Genomic DNA, 17,153 nt, shown 5'->3' on the forward strand with positions numbered 1-17,153 from the left:
TATTTCATGTATTAAAATACAAAAATCAGTTCCAATAAAAAGTACTTTGGACATATCACAGAAGCAATGGTTATGAATTGCAATAGAATCTTCTATAAAAAAATTTTATAAAAGAGGGAAAAGGATTGAGAGGAGTAATAGTATGATGATAACTAATCTTGTGTATTCCGTATTGGCACTTGTCCTTGCGGGAAGCATTGCAGCATTGCTGTATGCCTTTGCAAAAACGCGCTGGATTAACCGGCAGCCGGTAGAGAACGATGATTTACGGCGTATCAGCGGTTATATCTCGGAAGGAGCAATGGCTTTTTTGAACCGCGAATACAAGGCGTTGGTGCCTTTTATTGCAGCGGTTGCTTTGTTTTTGGCTGCCGGAAATAAAGGCGAGCTTAAAATGGAAGCGCTTACTTTTGTATTGGGCGCAGCGGTATCCCTGTTGGCAGGCTACATCGGCATGAAGGTTGCAACCGCGGCAAATGCGCGCACGGCGCAGGCGGCAAAAAACGGCGGTCTTACCCCGGCGTTAAAAGTTGCATTCTCCGGCGGCAGCGTCATGGGTATGAGCGTCGTCGGTCTTGCGCTATTCGGATTTTTTATTGTAATGCTTATAGGAACCCTGACTTACGGAACGGATATCAAGACTTTTTATGATATAACGCTGCCGCTCGGAACCGCCTTTTCGCTTGGCGCTTCCTCAGTCGCGCTTTTCTCCCGTGTCGGCGGCGGTATCTTTACCAAAGCGGCGGACGTCGGTGCAGACTTGGTCGGTAAAGTAGAAAAAAACATCCCCGAAGACGACCCTCGCAACCCTGCCACTATTGCGGATAACGTCGGCGATAACGTCGGCGACGTCGCAGGTATGGGCGCAGACCTCTTTGAATCCTTTGTCGGTTCGCTGATTGGAGCAATGATTCTCGGTTTAACCGTTGCCGCTTCCGATTCCCTTAAATTAAAGCTGATGGTATTGCCGCTGTTGATTGCGGTTTTGGGTATTGTTGCATCCTTAGTCGGAACGATATTTGTACGTGCAAAACCGGGAAGTGATCCTCAAAAAGCGTTGAACGCCGGTACTTTCGGCGCGGCAATTCTGGCAACCGTATTCTTATTTATCGTATTGAAGTTCTTTATCGGCGAAGAAACCTTTAACGGAACCGCCGGTATGTACCATATCTTCGGCGCAACGATTACCGGTCTTGCCTCCGGCGTTCTTATCGGACTTTTAACCGAATACTATACCGGTACAGGCAAAAAGCCGGTTGTTTCGATTATGAATTCATGCGAAACAGGCGCCGCAACAACGATTATCACCGGTCTCGGTGTCGGTATGCGCAGTGCATTCCCGACCATCGTATTGATCGGAGCGGCAATCTGGGGCAGTTTCAGCTTGGCAGGTCTCTACGGTGTCGGTATTGCGGCAGTCGGTATGCTGGTTACGCTCGGTATTCAACTTGCCGTCGATGCTTACGGCCCCATCGCGGATAACGCCGGCGGTCTTGCTCAGATGGCTGAGTTCCCGGGCGAAGTACGCGAAATTACCGACAGCCTCGACGCCGTCGGAAACACCACCGCTGCAATCGGAAAGGGTTTTGCTATCGGTTCCGCAGCATTAACCGCTATCATCCTTTTCACTTCATTCAAAGAACATACCGGCGTCGATATCGTCGATATTACGAATATCCCTGTTCTGACCGGTATCCTGCTGGGCGTTGCGGTACCGTTCCTCTTCTCCGCTATGGCGATGTCCGCAGTCGGTAAAGCCGCGTACAAGATGATAGAAGAAGTGCGCAGTCAGTTTAAAAACAAGCCCGGCATTTTGAACAACACCGAAAAACCGGACTATAAGCGCTGTGTAGACATCAGTACGCAGGCCGCTATCCGCGAAATGGTTATCCCCGGTCTTGTCGCCATTATCACACCGATTTTAGTCGGCTTTGTCGGCGGCCCGGCGATGCTTATCGGGTTATTAACCGGCGTTACCGGCTCCGGCGTTGTACTCGCCATCTTTATGGCAAACTCCGGCGGCGCATGGGATAACGCAAAGAAGATGATTGAATCGGGCAGCGGGGCAGGCAAAGGCTCCGAAGCGCACAAGGCCGCCGTTGTCGGTGATACGGTCGGCGATCCTTTCAAAGATACCGCCGGTCCTTCGATCAATATTTTGATAAAGCTGATGTCGATGGTCTCATTGGTTATCGCACCGATGTTGAAAACGTTCTGGGGCTTATAAAAGAAGTCCTCTGTATAGCGCTTGCGGTACTACGCTCCGATGGGTGTAAACCGCAGGGCAAAAAAAAGCCGGTTTATGGTTGTCCATAGACCGGCTTTTTTATAATTTGTTGAACTTTCTTCTCGTTACCGGTTTTTTTTCTGTACTTCTTCCGCTTTTCGGGAAATTTTATTCCAAACACTGGAAACACCCATCGCTTTTTTTACAATTTTAAGGGTTTGTGCGGCTTCCGCCCGCATCTTCATCGTACCGTTGTAGATAATTTCGTCGATGAAGCCTCGTTTGGATGCATACATCGCACGCTGTTCTCTAATAGGTTCAAGGAAAGTATTGATGGCGGCTGCAAGTTTATCCTTTACTTCGACATCGCCGACTTTTCCCTTCCGGTAGCGTTCTTTTAAATCTTCAATTTCCGCTTTGTTCGGATTAAAGGCGTCATGGTAGATAAACACCGGATTCCCCTCTACAGTTCCCGGAATGTCGGCGCTGGTTCGGTTGGGATCGGTATACATACTGCGTACCTTTTTTATCACTGTTTTTTCATCATCGCAAAGGAAGATGGCATTATTCAAACTCTTCGACATCTTAGCTTGCCCGTCCGTACCGACGAGCGAGCCGCAGTCGCTCACCATAACCTCCGGCAATGGAAATACATCACCGTACATATAGTTAAAGCGCTTTGCGATTTCCCGCGTCAATTCGACATGGCTTTCGTTGTCCTTGCCGACCGGTACCAGATTTGCACGGGGCAGCAAAATATCGGCAGCTTGCAGCACCGGATAGCCGAGAAGCCCAAGCGGTAATTCGGAAAGATGCGCCGCCTTTGCCATATCCTTTATGGAAGGAATACGCTGCAGCCGCGGTACGGTAACAAGGTCGGAAAAGAACAGGTTCAATTCGCATACTTCCGGTACCGCTGATTGCAGATAAATAACCGATTTTTCAGGATCGATTCCGCAAGCCAAATAATCCAGCGCCATTTGCCGTACATTATCGGCAAGTTCATCGATATAGTGTTTTTCGGGCTTGGTTGTCAGTGTATGCAAGTCTGCAATAATAAAAAAGCAGTCAAATTCTTCTTGAAGCCGCACACGGTTCCTAATCGAGCCGACATAATGCCCCAGATGAAGGTTCCCTGTAGGGCGATCACCCGTTAAAATTCGTTTTCTTTCCATAAAAGCGATAGTACCATGTTTATATTTAGCAGTGCAAGGGTAACCGCAAAAGAAGCAACGCGTTAGTACATAATCGACTTAACCAAAATGAACAGCATTACATTTCGTTCAGGCGCATCGTTATCGTCGGCAATCCGCGCACATTCGGTCCGTACCGGCGCATGCCGATTTAAATTACCGGCGAGCGACCAAAAGGCTGAATACTTTATGGATGCTCGGTATAATTCTTCACCTGTTATATCGAGTATATTAATTAATTGTTTAAAACTCTCCGGATGTTCCCGGTACTTATCCAACACGGAAATATCGCAATCCTCCATAAGTGCATCCGGCTTTCCATTGTTATATTTAATATCAAAATCTGAAAGAAGTTTTATAAGCTCATCTTTTTGTTCTTTAGTGCCCTTAAACGCCGTAATTTTATCTTTAAAAATATCCTCCCATGCCAACACAGAGGCAATTTTCTGAATAGGTGCGGAATCGCCTGTTGCAAAAAAGATACTCCAGAGTATATCAAGTTCCGTTGCATTGCGTATATCGGCTGTCAGCGGATCATATTCGGTTTTATCATCGATAACACCTTTGATAAAACCTTTTAAATAAGCATCATTTTCTTTTTCATACAGTTTGTTTAAAAGCTGCTTATCTTTGAGGCCGACAACCAGAATAAGAAACCGCCGTTCTTCGCTATCGCTTTTGCTATATATGGTCATAAGCTGATTGAAGGATTGTTCCGTAGGAAAGATTTTTGAAAAAAAGAATACCGTCGGATAATACCACGAGGCTTCTCTGTCCGGGTGGTGTTCGTTAAAAAAAGATTTCAATAATTCCGGCGCTTTTTGATATTCTTTCGTTTTATAAAAATCCATTATTTGATCATCGATTGTTTGATACCCTTACGCCGCAGCATGTGCTCCGCAGATTACAGCAAATACAAGTGTACAAAAGAAACGGATAACGGCTTTCTGTTTTAGCATATAATATATCCCCTTTCGATAGTGATGGAGATATTTTAACCGATCTGAGGTAAACCGTCTATTCATAATGAGTTCTGGCAAATTGACGTTGGAAAATATATAGTTAAATCGAAAAAGGAAAGGATTATGATATATTGACGGTTGGTTGGATGTATAATATATGGAAGGGAAATAGCACTCCGCTATCGAGATGCAGCAACCGGCAAAGTGTATATTTTGTTCAGTTGCCGCATTTCGAACAATTGTTATGGGAACCCCTAAAAGCTAACCCTATTTTTAGAGATGCCTTTATCTTCTTTTGCCGAATAAGCGGAGGAGGGCTAAGAAGATATTAATAAAGTCAAGATACAGCTCTAATGCGCCGATAATCGCAACCTTCTTAAAATCTTCATTATCCTGTGCATAGCGGGCAGCTTGTGTAATCTTTTGCGTGTCATAAGCGGTTAGTCCGGTAAATACACCGACAGCCACAAAAGAAATCAGCCAACTGAGCGAAGAAGAATTCATAAACCAGTTAACGATTGATGCAATGATCAGTCCGGTAAGCGCCATCATCAAATACTTACCAGCCGAGTTTAGATTGCTCTTTGTCGTTGCCCCGTAAATACTCATTGCACCGAACATCAGCGCTGTTATGACAAAAATACTTACAACAGAAGTACGCGTGTAGACAAAGAGTACCACCGAAAGCGTCAATCCGTTAACAATCGAGTAGACCACAAAAGAAGCGGCTGCAACCGGAAAGCTCATTTTTCTGATACCTGCCGACAGAATAATGACCAGTGCAAATTCTGCGAGGATTAATCCCATGAAGGTAAAGTTGCTTCCAAAGATAAACCGTGCAAGCGCTCTGCTATTGAATACCGCAAAGGCTGCAATCCCGCTGATTGCTAAAGCTGCAACCATCCATCCGTATACGGCGGTGATAAACCGCTGAGAGATTTTTTCATTTGCTTGCTGCAATGAAATGTTGTCAGGTGATGTGTTCATGTTCTTAATATACAAATGAATATCTAATATGTCAATCAATCGGGTGTTGACAGGAGGCGGGTAAATCCGTATATTCGATGCGATTAAGCCTGGGGATGTTCCGGTTTCGACTAGGAAGCAGAGGCTTGAGTTGCAGGTGGAGAGCCGTACTCCTAAAAAGCGGCAAACTTTATAACTGCCAACAATGACAGTTCCGACTACGCATTAGCTGCGTAATCGCGGAACCTACCGAGTGTTGCTTCCGAGCGAGGTAGAGTTCCGACGCTACTCGGAGCTTGCTTTTTACCGGATGCGGACGGTAAAAAGGACACTTCCCGCAATACGGATTCGACGCTTTCGGCGCTGACACCGGATCCCGACAATCACCTCGCGCCGATAAACCTGTAGACGCTCCTGTGTCTCTTTTTAGGACGGGGGTTCAATTCCCCCCATCTCCAACACTCCTTATCCGCAGCCATCCGGTTGCGGATATACGGCAAAACAGACTCTTTTTCTTTCCAACCAATTTATTGATACATAATTAAATACGGGCGCGGGTTAAGTAAAAATACTTCTTCCGGTTTCATAATCGGAACGTCATAACCGGCCCCCTCAACCATCGGTTTTAAGAAGAGCTTAAACGACTTTAAGGGAATATTTTTTGCGGCTGCGTTATATGCATACGTTTCTTTTTTTAACTTCGGTGAGCCGAAACCGTCGGAACAATGAATGAGCTGCACCCGCTCGTAATTGCTTTTTACTAAGTGCCGCTGTTGAATCATTTTTGCATTAAACTGATGAATAACCAACATACGTCTGCCGCCGATACCGTGCTCAATCATATAATTCTGGATAATTTGCTGCGCTTCGTTGATCTCCTCCGCTGTAACGGAACCGATTTCCTTCATCGGTTTTGTGGTTCTCCATTCGGGATCAAGCGCGAGATGGACATTCGGGTATTTTAAGAACGGAAGCAGCTTTTTTGTTGCCTCGGCTACAGAGTACTTGCCAATTTGATGGTCGAGGAACACATACCAGCCTCGCTCCGCGGCAAACGCAATATACTGCTCTACAATAGCGGTAGAAAGTATACCGATTTCGCCGGCAGGCCAGCAGGTACCGTAAATGATATAAAATGCAGGGATAATATTCCGATTGCCGTTTGCGGAATCGTAGAGTTTAACGAATTCGTTCATAATCGGCTCAATCTCTTCAAGCGAATACTGACCGAGTATCCCCATCGTGCGGGCATTCGGTTTTCCATACAGCGCAAAAACATCGCTATTGAGCAATACCGATTGCAAGCCGTGCTCCGCCCGCTCTTTGTTCTTTATGATATCCTGATACTCAATAGGCCCTGCCAGACCGCCTGTTTCCATCACGGTGATCTCCGGTTTATTGAGGAAAAGGGCACGGGGAAAGACCGGCTTCCATTCAATCTGTCCCTGTGGAACGGCGGTGTTCCTTTCAGGATTGACGGAATCATAGGCAAAGGCACCGGTGGTATAAAACACGGCGGCACAAAGAAGTAGGGCGATTTTTTTCGGCAAAGATACTACCATAGCTTTCATAGTATCGGCAGTAAATAAAAAAGCTATAGGTATGAAACACCCGCAGATTCTGCATGGAATCCCCGCCGTCCTTGGCAGTTCTGACACGTTGAGGGTTTTTCAGTAGCGGCACGGATGCCATTGTTCGGGAATGTACATCCTTGCACATTCCCGAACAGCGCTTTTGCAAATAGACGGTATAGATACGAGGCGCGAGCACAAATTAACCGCAGGCACGGTAAAAAATATACATCCTTGTATATTTTTTACCTGCGTGTTTGCAGGGCAAACACGCTACTGACTAAAACCACCACCATCCGTGGTGGAGATGACACGTTGAGGATTTTTCAGTAGCGGCACGGATGCCATTGTTCGGGAATGTACATCCTTGCACATTCCCGAACAGCACTTTTGAAAATAGACGGTATAGATACGAGGCGCGAGCACAAATTAACCGCAGGCGTATCTTTGATACGTTGAGGATTAATTTGTGTGCAGCAACGAAGTAGATATGCCGTATATTTTCAAAAGAAAAGGACGGCCTGATCAACAGCATCAAACCGTCCTTATTTCGGGTGTATAAGAAACGGCGTCTGGATGTTGGTACCGCCGTTTAATGTCCCCTTCTGTTTTTATTATCGGCGGCTGCTGTAAAATGTTTAGAAGTTTTTTGTTCTTTAAGATATTAAACCTGTTCGGAAACTTCCGTTTCTGAACAGGTTATCTTATCTACTTGTTTTTAAATATCTCGTACACCTGCATCGCCATTCGGCGAATCCTTTTGTATATCGTTTCTGCTGCAGCGATGGGGGGCAGTCCGCTATCTTTGCCGGTTTCGTCGTGAAAAAAGAGCACGGCAACCAAATCTTTCGCAAAACCGTTCTTGATTTTCTCATCTATTTTATTGAGCTGTGCAATTAAGGCAGCCTGCTCACGGGCGCTGCTCCCGTTACCGGAATGTGCGTTTTGGGGTGTGCCTGCTTCGTTGTATTCCGCTAAGCGGCGGCACAATGCCTCGGCTTTTTCGGCTTGGGCTGCGAGACCGGCGGCACTCTCGGTCATTGCCTTGACCGAAGCGGCTAGCTGCCGCTTCCGCGCACCGCAGCCGTCTAGGAATGCTTGGGAATACACGCTTTTTACAAGGGTTTCCAACCGTTCATCGATGGCGGTGCGCGGGAGTCCGCCGGTCATGCCCGCAAAATATTCCGCAGTACAGGCAGGCATTCCGGGAATAAACACTCCGTGCGGCATAAGATTGAAGGTTTTAACCTCCGGATATTTGGCAAGCGTGCTTTCAAACCACCACGCATAGAGCAGCATCCGGCGGTCGGTCAGCACCGTACCTCCGGCATAATCCTTATGCAGCGAAGGAAATGCCGAATATAAGCTGTTAAAATTCGCTTCCTCTGCGGAAGCAACACGGGTAGAGCGGGTATGGACGGCTTCTTCAAAGGTGCTGCCTGCAAAGTGGGTTTGCTTACCGGGATAGGCTAAATCCAACCCCGCCATGATAACGGGCTTGGCGCCGATATACCGCGCAAAATCCCACGCAGTCGTTGCAACCGAACCTCCGGCGGCGAGTACACAGTCCTCATCGCCGTTTTGCTTTTCGCCTTTGCTTTCAAGATAACGGGCAAAGGGTACCGAAGATTCGGAGAGGAATACTGCACGGTAACGCTGCCGGAGTACCGCCGGAAAAACCGCGGCCTCGCTGATTAAAATGGACTTGCTTGTGTCCAATCCGGCGGTATGCAGGTAGTTCCAATACTGCGGGTCAAAGCTGAGGATAAAATCCGGTGTAATGCCCGCCCGCAGACATGCCCGCAGCGCCGTATCCACGGCAATAATCAGAAAATCTTTGCCGCTTTTTTTTATCTGCTCAAGATGAGCGGTTAAACTCGGCCCGCCGGCAAGGACAACGGCTGCCGTATCGGGAAAAGCATTTTTAAAACAACCGATCTTTGCCGCCGTACAAAGCATATCGAGGTTCTTTACCGTATTTTTTAACCACAGTGTACCGAAGCGTTCCAGCGTTTTGGCATTGATGCTGTTTTTCATTTTATTCCGCTCAAGCAGCGTAAAAAAAGTCCCGTACCACGGTTTATACGTTTCGGAGGAAACGGGCGCTTTAAACAGTATCTTGTTATTCCACCCCGTCGAAGCGAGAAACGAGGCGGCTTCTTCCGGTTGTGTTCCGATCAGAAGGCTTAAACGCCGGTGCCGAAAAAAGGAATCGAGCGGGCGGGCAGCCAAGCAGCACAGAAAAATATCCCGATCCGCTTCGATGATCACCGCTTCGGCAGCGGGAAACCGTTCGATATACTGCGACGCAAGATAGCCTAAGCCGAGCCCCGTAAAAATACAGCGGCTCTGCGCCTCTGCGGTTTGAAAAAATTCGGAATCGAGGATACGGCGGGCTTCTTCTTGAGGGTTATATTTGGAATGCACAAAGCTGCCGTTTACCGCCAGCGTCGGCGTATGTTCCATACCCTTTGCTTTTGCTTGTACTAATCGATATGCGGGCGGTACGGCTTGTAAACACTGGAGAGCCGTTTCCGGTCGATTGAGCCCAATTCTTGCCGCCTGTTCGGGAAAGCGAACGGTAAAGTCATTACAATTTTGGAGAAATACTTCGGTATCGATGGTAAAGGGTACGCCGGCAGAAGCTGTTCCGGCACCGATGGAAGTAACGTTGTTTCCGGTGGAAGCCGAGCCGACAGAAGCTGCGCCGATAAAAGCTGCGCCGTTATTCGAGGGTGAGTTCAATGATCATTCCTTTTACAACCGGCGTTCCCGCTGCCGGACTCTGGGCAGTTACATAGCCGTCTCCGGTCAGCTTAACCGTAATATCGGTTCTGCCTAATAAATCGAGCAACAGCCGCTTGGGGGTGCCGATCAAATCGGGCATCGTGTCGTCGACGGTTACGGGTGTTTGGCGGTGCGATTGAATAATGCCGGTATGGGTTACATTCGGAGCATTTGCCCGCCCCATACCGCGATAATCGATGATTACATTTGCAGCTTCCGAAATAGCCGGCGCGGCGACCAATGAACCGTAGGTTTCTCCGACAGGACGGATAACCGCCATATACAGGATAATCTGCGGGTCATCGACGGGAAAAATACCGATACAGCTGCTGAGGTAATCGGTAGAACTATAGCCGCGCCCATCCGCTTGCGCCATCTGTGCCGTACCGGTCTTAACGGAAATCGGTACGCCTTTAATCGAAGCGCGAAAGCCGGTGCCGTCATCAGCGGCGGTCTGCATATAACCGAGTACCATCTTTGCCGTTTGTGCCGAAATAACCTGTTCAAGCGGTTTCGGTTTATGCCGGTAGACAGGCTTACCTGCCGAATCCAGAATTTCGGATAAAAGACTGAGTTTTAAGGTTTTACCTTTATTGGTAAAGGCTGTTGCGGCTTGTACGATTTGCAGGGATGTAACACCGATTTCCTGCCCTATCGCAATGGTATGCTTGGTACGGGCTGACCATGACGATACCGGCGCAAAAATGCCCGCAGCTTCTCCGGGCAGCTCAAGACCGGTCTTTTTCCCGAACCCGAATGCCCGCAGCTTTTCGGCAAAAGCCGCGGCATCTGTTTTATCGGCAATCTGCGCCATCCCGTCGTTACAAGAAAATCTGATAATGTCGCGCGGTGTTACTTGGCCGTGCACCCGCAAACAACGGATCACGTTTTGGTCTTTTTTTTCACTGAGTTGCCGCGGTTTAAACGCAAATTGTGCATCGCAGGTGTAGACATCCGAATCCTTCGTCGTGCCGAGTTCTAAGAAAGATGCTATCGAAAAAATCTTAAAAACGGATCCCGGCTCATAAATAAAATATGCGGGACGGTCAAACCGGTCTTCTTTTTTGCTGGATGTAAAATGAGCTAAATCGACCGACGGTTCGTTTATATACGCAAGAATTTCGCCTGTCTTTGCATCTGCTGCCAAAAAAATGACTGCCTCCGCCTTTGAGCTCTTCATTGTCCGTTCGGCTATCTGTTGCAGCATATATTGAATGGAAGCATCGATTGTTAAGGCAACCGTATAACCGTTTTTGTCCGCACCGGCAGTACCTTCAGGCGGGGAAAGGATATTTTGCATAGAGTATTCAATACCTGCCAATCCCTTACCGTCATCGCCAAGATAGCCGATCAGCGTTGATGCAAGTGCATTCTCAGGATAGATGCGGTTTGCTACCGCTTCAAGTCTGATCCCTTTTAAATTATATTCCCGTATTGCATCTTTTAAAATATCTTTTTCATTTTCACTCAATTTCTTTTTTAAATACAAAAAATTCGACTTGGAAGCCTGAATTTTATCAAGCAGCTCGGATTCCGATATTTCGAGAATCGGGGAAAGGATATTGACAAGACGGTTAACATCCCCAATCAATGTTTTATTTACCGATAGGTTATACAGCGTTGTAGCTGCCGCTAAGATTTTTCCGTTCCGATCTAAAATTGACCCCCGTTCGCGGCTCTTCTTAACGGTACGTACTTCCGGTTCCGTCCCAAGCATCGCCTGCGCATATTTTGCAACGATTAAGCCGGTAAAGAGGAGCAATAAGCCGATAAAAAAGATAATGCGTTTTTTAGAAATAAAATGATTTAGTTCCATAGTAACCGACCGCAGATACTATCGACCGAGACAAATCCGTAATCACGGGAGTCGCGGGATTGGATTGCATTATCGCCGAGTGCTAAAATAAAACCGGCAGGAACATATTGTTCGGCTTGCGGTAAAAATCCTCCCAGATTTCTAAATTGGACGCGGTTAAGCGCAACAGTTCTATTATCGTCTAATATAAGCGAACCATAACTTTCAGCCGATGTTTGCGGAGCCGAAATAAAATGCAGCTCCGTATTTTCTATTTTTACGCAGCGTTTTACCACGAACCGCCCGTCTATATGATAGAGGACGGTATCCCCGGTTTGCGGCATTCCCCAGCGGCAAAGATACCGGTTCGCAGCAGGAAGCTGAATTCCATACGCCAATTTCCATATAACAACAAACTGCCCATCGGAAAGGGAGGGTTCCATCGAATGTCCCGAAATCCGCTTTATATCTAAAACATAGCTTTTTAAAAAGAGCAGGCCGCCTATTAACACAAGGAAGCCCAGGAGTTTTCTTTTCACCGGTTAAAGATAGCAAAAAAGCAAGATTTTTTCCAGCGTGAAGCAACCGCGATACCCCATTCCTCCTTCAAGCTGGAACGAACTATTTTTATTTTGACAGCGGTATTGTGGTGTGCTATGCTTTTAGAGAGAGGATATGATGCTGAATCGAAATAAACGGCTTTTAGTTTTGGCGGCTGCTGTAGTTGCGGCGGCGGTGATGTCCTGCACGAGCGTGTGGAATAAGAAATACAAAGATGATGCAGGAGTCATGTATGGGATGATCTATGACGAACGGGAAGAAGGTGTGGCGTTGGTCAACGTAAAGGTAAACGGAACGCTGAAGGCGGTGTCTGACGGGCAGGGGCGGTTTATCCTACAGTTTTATTTTGCGGATATAAAGGATAAAAAAGAACAACTGATAGAATTGGAAAAAGAAGGGTACGAAAAATTTAAGCAGGTATTTTATTATGAACCTCTGAGCTTATTGCATTTAAGGCTTGAAAGCGGTGAATACTTATTAAAAGAAGCGGAAGGGGGGATAGAGAACGGAAACTATGAAGAAGCGGAGGGGTTTCTTGATCGAGCGTTCGAAATAGAAGAGAGCCGAGATGAAAGTCTTTATTTGAGAGCGGTGATACGATATAGGGAAGGGAAAGCTGATGAGGCGCTTGCGGCGTTAGAAAGCATGAGCAGAAAGGAAGATGCTGCGGTAAAAGCGTTTATGCAGAGACTGGAAAGGGTAAGGAAATAAAAGTGGAGCGGCGGATAAAAGGATACCTCAGGAAAGCTTCGGTAGTGTCGGCTTTTGCGCTTTTAGTTTTGAATGTCGCTCTACTGTTAAGTGTGCAAAGCAGGCAAAAAGAGATGGAAAGTATGCTGACGCTTGCCTTAGAGCAAGGGAGAGATGCAGCTGAAAAAGCGCTTGGGGCACAGGAAGAGAAGATAAAAGAAGCGATCGCGGTAAGCGAAGCGAATATAAACGATCGACTGGACAGGATAGAGAAAACGATGATTGCACAGGGGCAAGTAAAACGCGGAGTAGCGGGGCAAGTTCCGGCAGGAGAAAAAGAGAGCGGGAAAGGAGTGTGGCTCCTGTATGATGAAGCGTATTTGGCAGGGAAAGAAGAAGAAGCCTACCGGCTTTTAAAGGGAAAGAAATATGCCGCGGCATATCAACTATATGATGAAATTGTAGAAAAAGATCCTGAGCGACTTATGAGCCGGTATTATCGGATGTACAGCTTGTTTTACGCGAATGAAATGAACAAAGAAAACTATGAATTTCTGTTGAAAGAAATTGAATATCTTCGGGAAAAGGGCATGAGAGAGGACAGCTTTAAAAAGATAGAAACGTTTATCGAAAAGGAGCGAGCTATAGAATATGAAGCGCGGTAAGCTACTTTTATTAACATCTATGATTATCGTATGGGCTACTGCCGGGGTATATGGGGAGCAGGTATATATCGCGCCGATCTTAACTGTGGATGAAGGCGGGGAAAGTTATGGAATAGACGAGCGGTATCGGGATGATATCTATACGAGCATAGAGGAACAAAAAGGTGCTCTTGCGATGACGGCTGTGAAAACACCTGCACAGATAAAGACGGTGAGGTCTTCCTATGATGCCTTAAAAGTATGTAAAGAAGAAAAAATAGCATATTTATTGTACGGGTGGATTAGAAAAAGCGAACAGACGTATGAGGGAGAGATCAGAATATTTGATGGAGAGGGACGTAAGAACATTTACACGGTATATGAAAAAGACGGAGCGGAAGATTACGAAGCATTTATACAAAATATCAGCAGAAAAGTAGTGAGAAAATTGGAGGAGCTTTTTTACCTGCCCGATAGAGATGAAAATAAAACACACAGTAGAATCAATGTGCAGGTGGAAGCGGGGTATTGGATATTTATCAACAAAGCGTGGCTTCAGTATTTAAGCGGTACGGTAAGTGCCGGAGGAGGGTTGGAAGTCATTCCGAATGACGGAGCCGTTTTAACGAAAAAAATGAACCTCTATTTTTCTATCGGGTGTGCCGCGGACTACCGGTTTGGAGTTAGCGGAAAAGGGGCAGTAAAAAGTTACTTACATAACGTGAATATAGCGGGATATATGAATACATATCTTCATTTCCGTAATGATCATCGTATCTACGGGAAAATGGGGGTAGTATACGACTTTGATATTCTTTCATATACGGATAAATATGCGGATACGCGTGTAGTCAATTCGGGTGCGGTCGGTATTGTCGCCGGGCTTGGATATAAATACGGAATAAGCGAAAAGGTAAAGCTCGTATTTGAAAGCGATTTTGAATGCATTTTTTATAAGAAAGTGATGGGAAAATATAAAGGGACGTTCGGGGTGGAAGTGGAAGTATTTAAAAAGGAGTATAAGGGAAGATGAGACGGAGCGTGGTTGCAGCGGCGTTAATAGTAGGTTCAATAGTGATATATGGCGGATGCGGGAACGGGATATACGGCATTGTCGCACGGGATCAGGGAGATCCCGATACGTTTTATCTGAACGTAGACTCATTTAGCGAAGAAAATGTCATACGGTGCAGTTGGGCAAAAGATGAGCGGAGTGATAAGTATATTGTGATGAGGAGTGAAGATAGGGAGCCGTTACATTTTGAAAAAGTATATGAGGGAGAGGGGACGACGTATGAAGACGCGGTGTTAAAAGAAGATACGCGGTACTTATATCGGCTGGATAAGGTGCGGGGGAAAAAAGGTTTTAAAGGAAAGACGCATTACATGGGGATATACAGTAAACAGGTAAAAGATGTGTATGAGCCGAATGATAAGAAAGAGAATGCAGTTCTTTTGGAAAGCGATAAACAAGCAAATGTGTATTATTACCGGTCGACGGAAGGGACGATTTTAGAGGATGAAGACTGGTATAAGGTAAGAGTTCCCGCGAGGAGGCAGGCGAAGATAACGATTGTCTATAATGTTGCAAACCAGCCCTTTGTTATCACGAAACCGGACAACGGAGAGGAGGAGCGTCCTGCAACGAATGGCGCCGTTGAGATAAAAAACGATACGGACTACGAAAAAGAATTGAGGTTTAAAATATCATTGGATAAGAACATTGTCGTAAGCGGAAGTGCGGGAGGTGTATACTATTCGTATACCTTGCGCCTTCTATCAATTGAGTAGGGAAAGCGCGAGATGAAAAGAAAGGTTGTTTTACTGGGCATACTTTTTTTATCGCTTTGCTTATATGGACAGGAAGCGGAAGAAGAAAAGAGCAGCGAAAAATATGAGCTGCAATACATCGAAGCGAAAAAATTTGTCGACGCATTACCGGAAGGATTGAAGAAGAACAAAATATATATATTAACGGACAGAAACGGATTTGTTATTCGGTGCGGAGAAGAAGAGAAAAAGATAATAGCAGAGTATATCGAGATACTGGATAAGGAGCCGAAAGCGACGGCGGTAACGCTAAAGTATCTATCCACGGAAGAACTGTTAAGGAATTTACCGCCGTCGGTGAATAAAGAAAGCATAACGGTAACGAGTAACCCGAACATTCTTTTTTTTAACGGAAGTGAGGGGAGAAAAGAGCAGTTTTTAAAAGAACTGGAACTGATCGATAAACCGAAGGCGCAGATACGGTACCAATTATTGGTGGTGCAGTATGAGAAAAGTGAGGATATGAATTGGACTAAGAGCCTAGAAGTAAAGAAGAGTAAGGGACAGCCGATGAGTGAGTTTTCCGGAGTGATGAGTAATATCTTTAATATCAATTTTGATATTGTTTCGAAATTCGGCTATCAGTTTATTGCGAAGTTGAGCTTTGAGTTATCCGAAAACAAGGCACGAGTATTAGCGGACACAACGCTGAATGGACTGACGGGAGAAGAGGTGAAATTCCAAAATACGAATACGTTTCGCTATATCGATAAGACGTTCGATTCAAATGGCAAGCCCTTATATGGGTCGATGAGGGAGATAACGTCGGGGTTATTGCTAAATATCAAGGGGAATGTTTCCGGAGACGGAATGATAACGATGGAAGTAAATGCGCAAGTGTCGAAGCAGGGATCGGGGGGAGTAACAAGCGGGGTGCTGCCGCCGACGTCGGAGAAGATCGTAAAGACAAAGGTGAGGACGCAATCGGGTACGCCGATTATTATCGGCGGTTTGTTGCAAGCGGAAAGAAATTCGAGTGAAAAAAAAGTACCGGGACTCGGCGATATACCGATAGCGGGAATGTTATTTAAAGATACGAGCGGGGCGGAAACAGTGACGGAGATGGTTATTTACATTGTGCCGTATCTGCATCGGGAGAAAGAGAAAAAAGAGAAAAAGAGCGAGCGACTGATGCGGCTGTATAAGAAGTATGTAGAAGAAGCGAACTGAAAAGCATCGGAAAATTTTATAGGAGTAACTATGAAAAAGACAAACAAGATTATTACTTTGTTGTTGTGCCTCGGATTATTGACAGGATGTGTTAATCAGTACAGTTCGGGAGGTACCGTCGGAAATAACCCGCTTGACGAAGGGAAAGAAATAGAGGAAAAGGAGGAAGAGAGCAAACCCTCTGAAGACATATTGTTTACTAAAGGAGCCGACGGGAAGGTTATATTTAAGGTAAACGACACAAAATATTGGAGTGTAAGAGGATACACCTTATGGAAATTTTTTGGAGAAGAGATAAATAAACAGAAACCGTGCATACGGGTCGTAAAGAAAGCAGGCGCAAGCGAAGCCGGATACGGGCTTATATGTTACAGTACCAAGACAGAGGTAGGACAGAAGCAGTACCGGATACTCGTTGTACTGATACATACGGACGGAAGATATTCGGTAGGCTATGCAATAAATGGGGAATACAAGAGTATCGTGTGGAAAAAAACGAGCGAACGGTTGGCAAAGGGCTACGGGGTGGCGAATAGTATCAGCGTAAAGAAAGCGGGAAAGGCGATACAGATATACTTTAACGACGAAGAGTATAAGGGAGAAGCAGCGTACACGATAAACAACGCTGATGAGTATGCCTTAGGAGAAGGGGAATCCGGAGTGATAGGAGTAATCTCGGCGAAAGACAAATTTCCGAGCGAGAGTGTGTGGATAGAGTACGAGGCGGTACGGTAGGCTGAACAGAAGGGAGAAGCAG

The 17,153-nt window shown here is 46.0% G+C and carries 14 protein-coding genes and 1 other RNA gene; 8 read left to right on the forward strand and 7 right to left on the reverse strand.

The features are described from left to right. Window positions 1–145 precede the first annotated feature (145 nt). Window positions 146–2,227 (forward strand): sodium-translocating pyrophosphatase, encoded by a 2,082-nt coding sequence (locus tag QI63_RS06860; RefSeq protein WP_044017155.1) that lies wholly within the window; start codon window positions 146–148, stop codon window positions 2,225–2,227. A gap of 125 nt (window positions 2,228–2,352) precedes the next feature. Here the strand turns inward: QI63_RS06860 and trpS are convergent, their stop codons facing one another. The 3 genes from trpS to QI63_RS06875 all read right to left on the reverse strand — a co-directional run bounded on the left by trpS (window position 2,353) and on the right by QI63_RS06875 (window position 5,369). Beyond that, window positions 2,353–3,402 carry a tryptophan--tRNA ligase gene (gene trpS / locus QI63_RS06865; protein WP_044015009.1) on the reverse strand — a complete coding sequence of 350 codons (1,050 nt, stop codon included), beginning with the start codon at window positions 3,400–3,402 and terminating at the stop codon, window positions 2,353–2,355. Window positions 3,403–3,464: 62 nt separating this feature from the next. Then, on the reverse strand, window positions 3,465–4,271 hold the full coding sequence (locus QI63_RS06870; protein ID WP_044015011.1) for a hypothetical protein: 807 nt from the start codon (window positions 4,269–4,271) through the stop codon (window positions 3,465–3,467). Between the two features lie 396 nt (window positions 4,272–4,667). Next, a complete protein-coding gene (locus tag QI63_RS06875; RefSeq protein ID WP_052185588.1) occupies window positions 4,668–5,369 on the reverse strand; it encodes a Bax inhibitor-1/YccA family protein in 702 nt (233 codons plus the stop codon). 91 nt (window positions 5,370–5,460) lie between these two features. On the opposite strand from QI63_RS06875, the gene ssrA reads away from it, so the two are divergent. Next, window positions 5,461–5,809, forward strand: a transfer-messenger RNA (tmRNA) gene (ssrA, locus tag QI63_RS12660). A gap of 66 nt (window positions 5,810–5,875) precedes the next feature. Here ssrA and QI63_RS06880 read toward each other — a convergent pair. The 4 genes from QI63_RS06880 to lepB form a co-directional block, all read right to left on the reverse strand. Further along, a complete protein-coding gene (locus QI63_RS06880) occupies window positions 5,876–6,919 on the reverse strand; it encodes a hypothetical protein (protein ID WP_044015013.1) in 1,044 nt (347 codons plus the stop codon). A 708-nt stretch (window positions 6,920–7,627) separates the two neighbouring features. After that, window positions 7,628–9,664 carry a motility associated factor glycosyltransferase family protein gene (locus tag QI63_RS06885; RefSeq protein ID WP_235619648.1) on the reverse strand — a complete coding sequence of 679 codons (2,037 nt, stop codon included), beginning with the start codon at window positions 9,662–9,664 and terminating at the stop codon, window positions 7,628–7,630. Further along, window positions 9,645–11,522: a penicillin-binding protein gene (locus QI63_RS06890; RefSeq protein WP_044015015.1), complete on the reverse strand. Its 1,878-nt coding sequence runs from the start codon at window positions 11,520–11,522 to the stop codon at window positions 9,645–9,647. The genes QI63_RS06885 and QI63_RS06890 overlap by 20 nt, the downstream gene beginning before the upstream one ends. Continuing rightward, window positions 11,513–12,040, reverse strand: coding sequence for a signal peptidase I (gene lepB / locus QI63_RS06895; RefSeq protein ID WP_081984419.1), 528 nt, complete (start codon window positions 12,038–12,040; stop codon window positions 11,513–11,515). The genes QI63_RS06890 and lepB overlap by 10 nt, the downstream gene beginning before the upstream one ends. Before the next feature lie 136 nt (window positions 12,041–12,176). Here lepB and QI63_RS06900 point away from each other — a divergent pair, with 136 nt between their 5' ends. Genes QI63_RS06900 through QI63_RS06925 form a run of 6 tightly spaced genes read left to right on the forward strand, consistent with a single transcriptional unit; the run spans window position 12,177 to window position 17,131 of the window. Next, a complete protein-coding gene (locus tag QI63_RS06900) occupies window positions 12,177–12,773 on the forward strand; it encodes a tetratricopeptide repeat protein (RefSeq protein WP_144389672.1) in 597 nt (198 codons plus the stop codon). 2 nt (window positions 12,774–12,775) lie between these two features. Beyond that, the gene (locus tag QI63_RS06905; protein ID WP_052185504.1) at window positions 12,776–13,417 is read left to right on the forward strand and encodes a hypothetical protein; all 642 of its coding nucleotides are present in this window, start codon (window positions 12,776–12,778) and stop codon (window positions 13,415–13,417) included. Then, complete coding sequence (locus QI63_RS06910; protein ID WP_044015018.1) at window positions 13,404–14,429, forward strand: hypothetical protein; 1,026 nt, start codon at window positions 13,404–13,406, stop codon at window positions 14,427–14,429. Before QI63_RS06905 ends, QI63_RS06910 begins: the two co-directional genes overlap by 14 nt. Further along, a complete protein-coding gene (locus QI63_RS06915) occupies window positions 14,426–15,187 on the forward strand; it encodes a hypothetical protein (protein WP_044015020.1) in 762 nt (253 codons plus the stop codon). The genes QI63_RS06910 and QI63_RS06915 overlap by 4 nt, the downstream gene beginning before the upstream one ends. A gap of 12 nt (window positions 15,188–15,199) precedes the next feature. After that, the gene (locus QI63_RS06920; protein ID WP_044015022.1) at window positions 15,200–16,396 is read left to right on the forward strand and encodes a type II secretion system protein GspD; all 1,197 of its coding nucleotides are present in this window, start codon (window positions 15,200–15,202) and stop codon (window positions 16,394–16,396) included. 30 nt (window positions 16,397–16,426) lie between these two features. Beyond that, a complete protein-coding gene (locus QI63_RS06925; RefSeq protein WP_044015025.1) occupies window positions 16,427–17,131 on the forward strand; it encodes a hypothetical protein in 705 nt (234 codons plus the stop codon). Window positions 17,132–17,153 lie beyond the last annotated feature (22 nt).

The organism is Treponema sp. OMZ 838 (genome assembly GCF_000775995.1).
In the GTDB taxonomy this organism is placed as follows: Bacteria; Spirochaetota; Spirochaetia; order Treponematales; family Treponemataceae; genus Treponema.

Coding starts and splice junctions, on each gene's coding strand:
- QI63_RS06875 (WP_052185588.1), bottom strand. CDS start 5,369: ATGAACACATCACCTGACAACATTTCATTGCAGCAAGCAAATGAAAAA.
- QI63_RS06880 (WP_044015013.1), bottom strand. CDS start 6,919: ATGAAAGCTATGGTAGTATCTTTGCCGAAAAAAATCGCCCTACTTCTT.
- QI63_RS06870 (WP_044015011.1), bottom strand. CDS start 4,271: ATGGATTTTTATAAAACGAAAGAATATCAAAAAGCGCCGGAATTATTG.
- QI63_RS06925 (WP_044015025.1), top strand. CDS start 16,427: ATGAAAAAGACAAACAAGATTATTACTTTGTTGTTGTGCCTCGGATTA.
- QI63_RS06915 (WP_044015020.1), top strand. CDS start 14,426: ATGAGACGGAGCGTGGTTGCAGCGGCGTTAATAGTAGGTTCAATAGTG.
- QI63_RS06910 (WP_044015018.1), top strand. CDS start 13,404: ATGAAGCGCGGTAAGCTACTTTTATTAACATCTATGATTATCGTATGG.
- QI63_RS06890 (WP_044015015.1), bottom strand. CDS start 11,522: ATGGAACTAAATCATTTTATTTCTAAAAAACGCATTATCTTTTTTATC.
- trpS (WP_044015009.1), bottom strand. CDS start 3,402: ATGGAAAGAAAACGAATTTTAACGGGTGATCGCCCTACAGGGAACCTT.
- QI63_RS06860 (WP_044017155.1), top strand. CDS start 146: ATGATAACTAATCTTGTGTATTCCGTATTGGCACTTGTCCTTGCGGGA.
- QI63_RS06900 (WP_144389672.1), top strand. CDS start 12,177: ATGATGCTGAATCGAAATAAACGGCTTTTAGTTTTGGCGGCTGCTGTA.
- QI63_RS06920 (WP_044015022.1), top strand. CDS start 15,200: ATGAAAAGAAAGGTTGTTTTACTGGGCATACTTTTTTTATCGCTTTGC.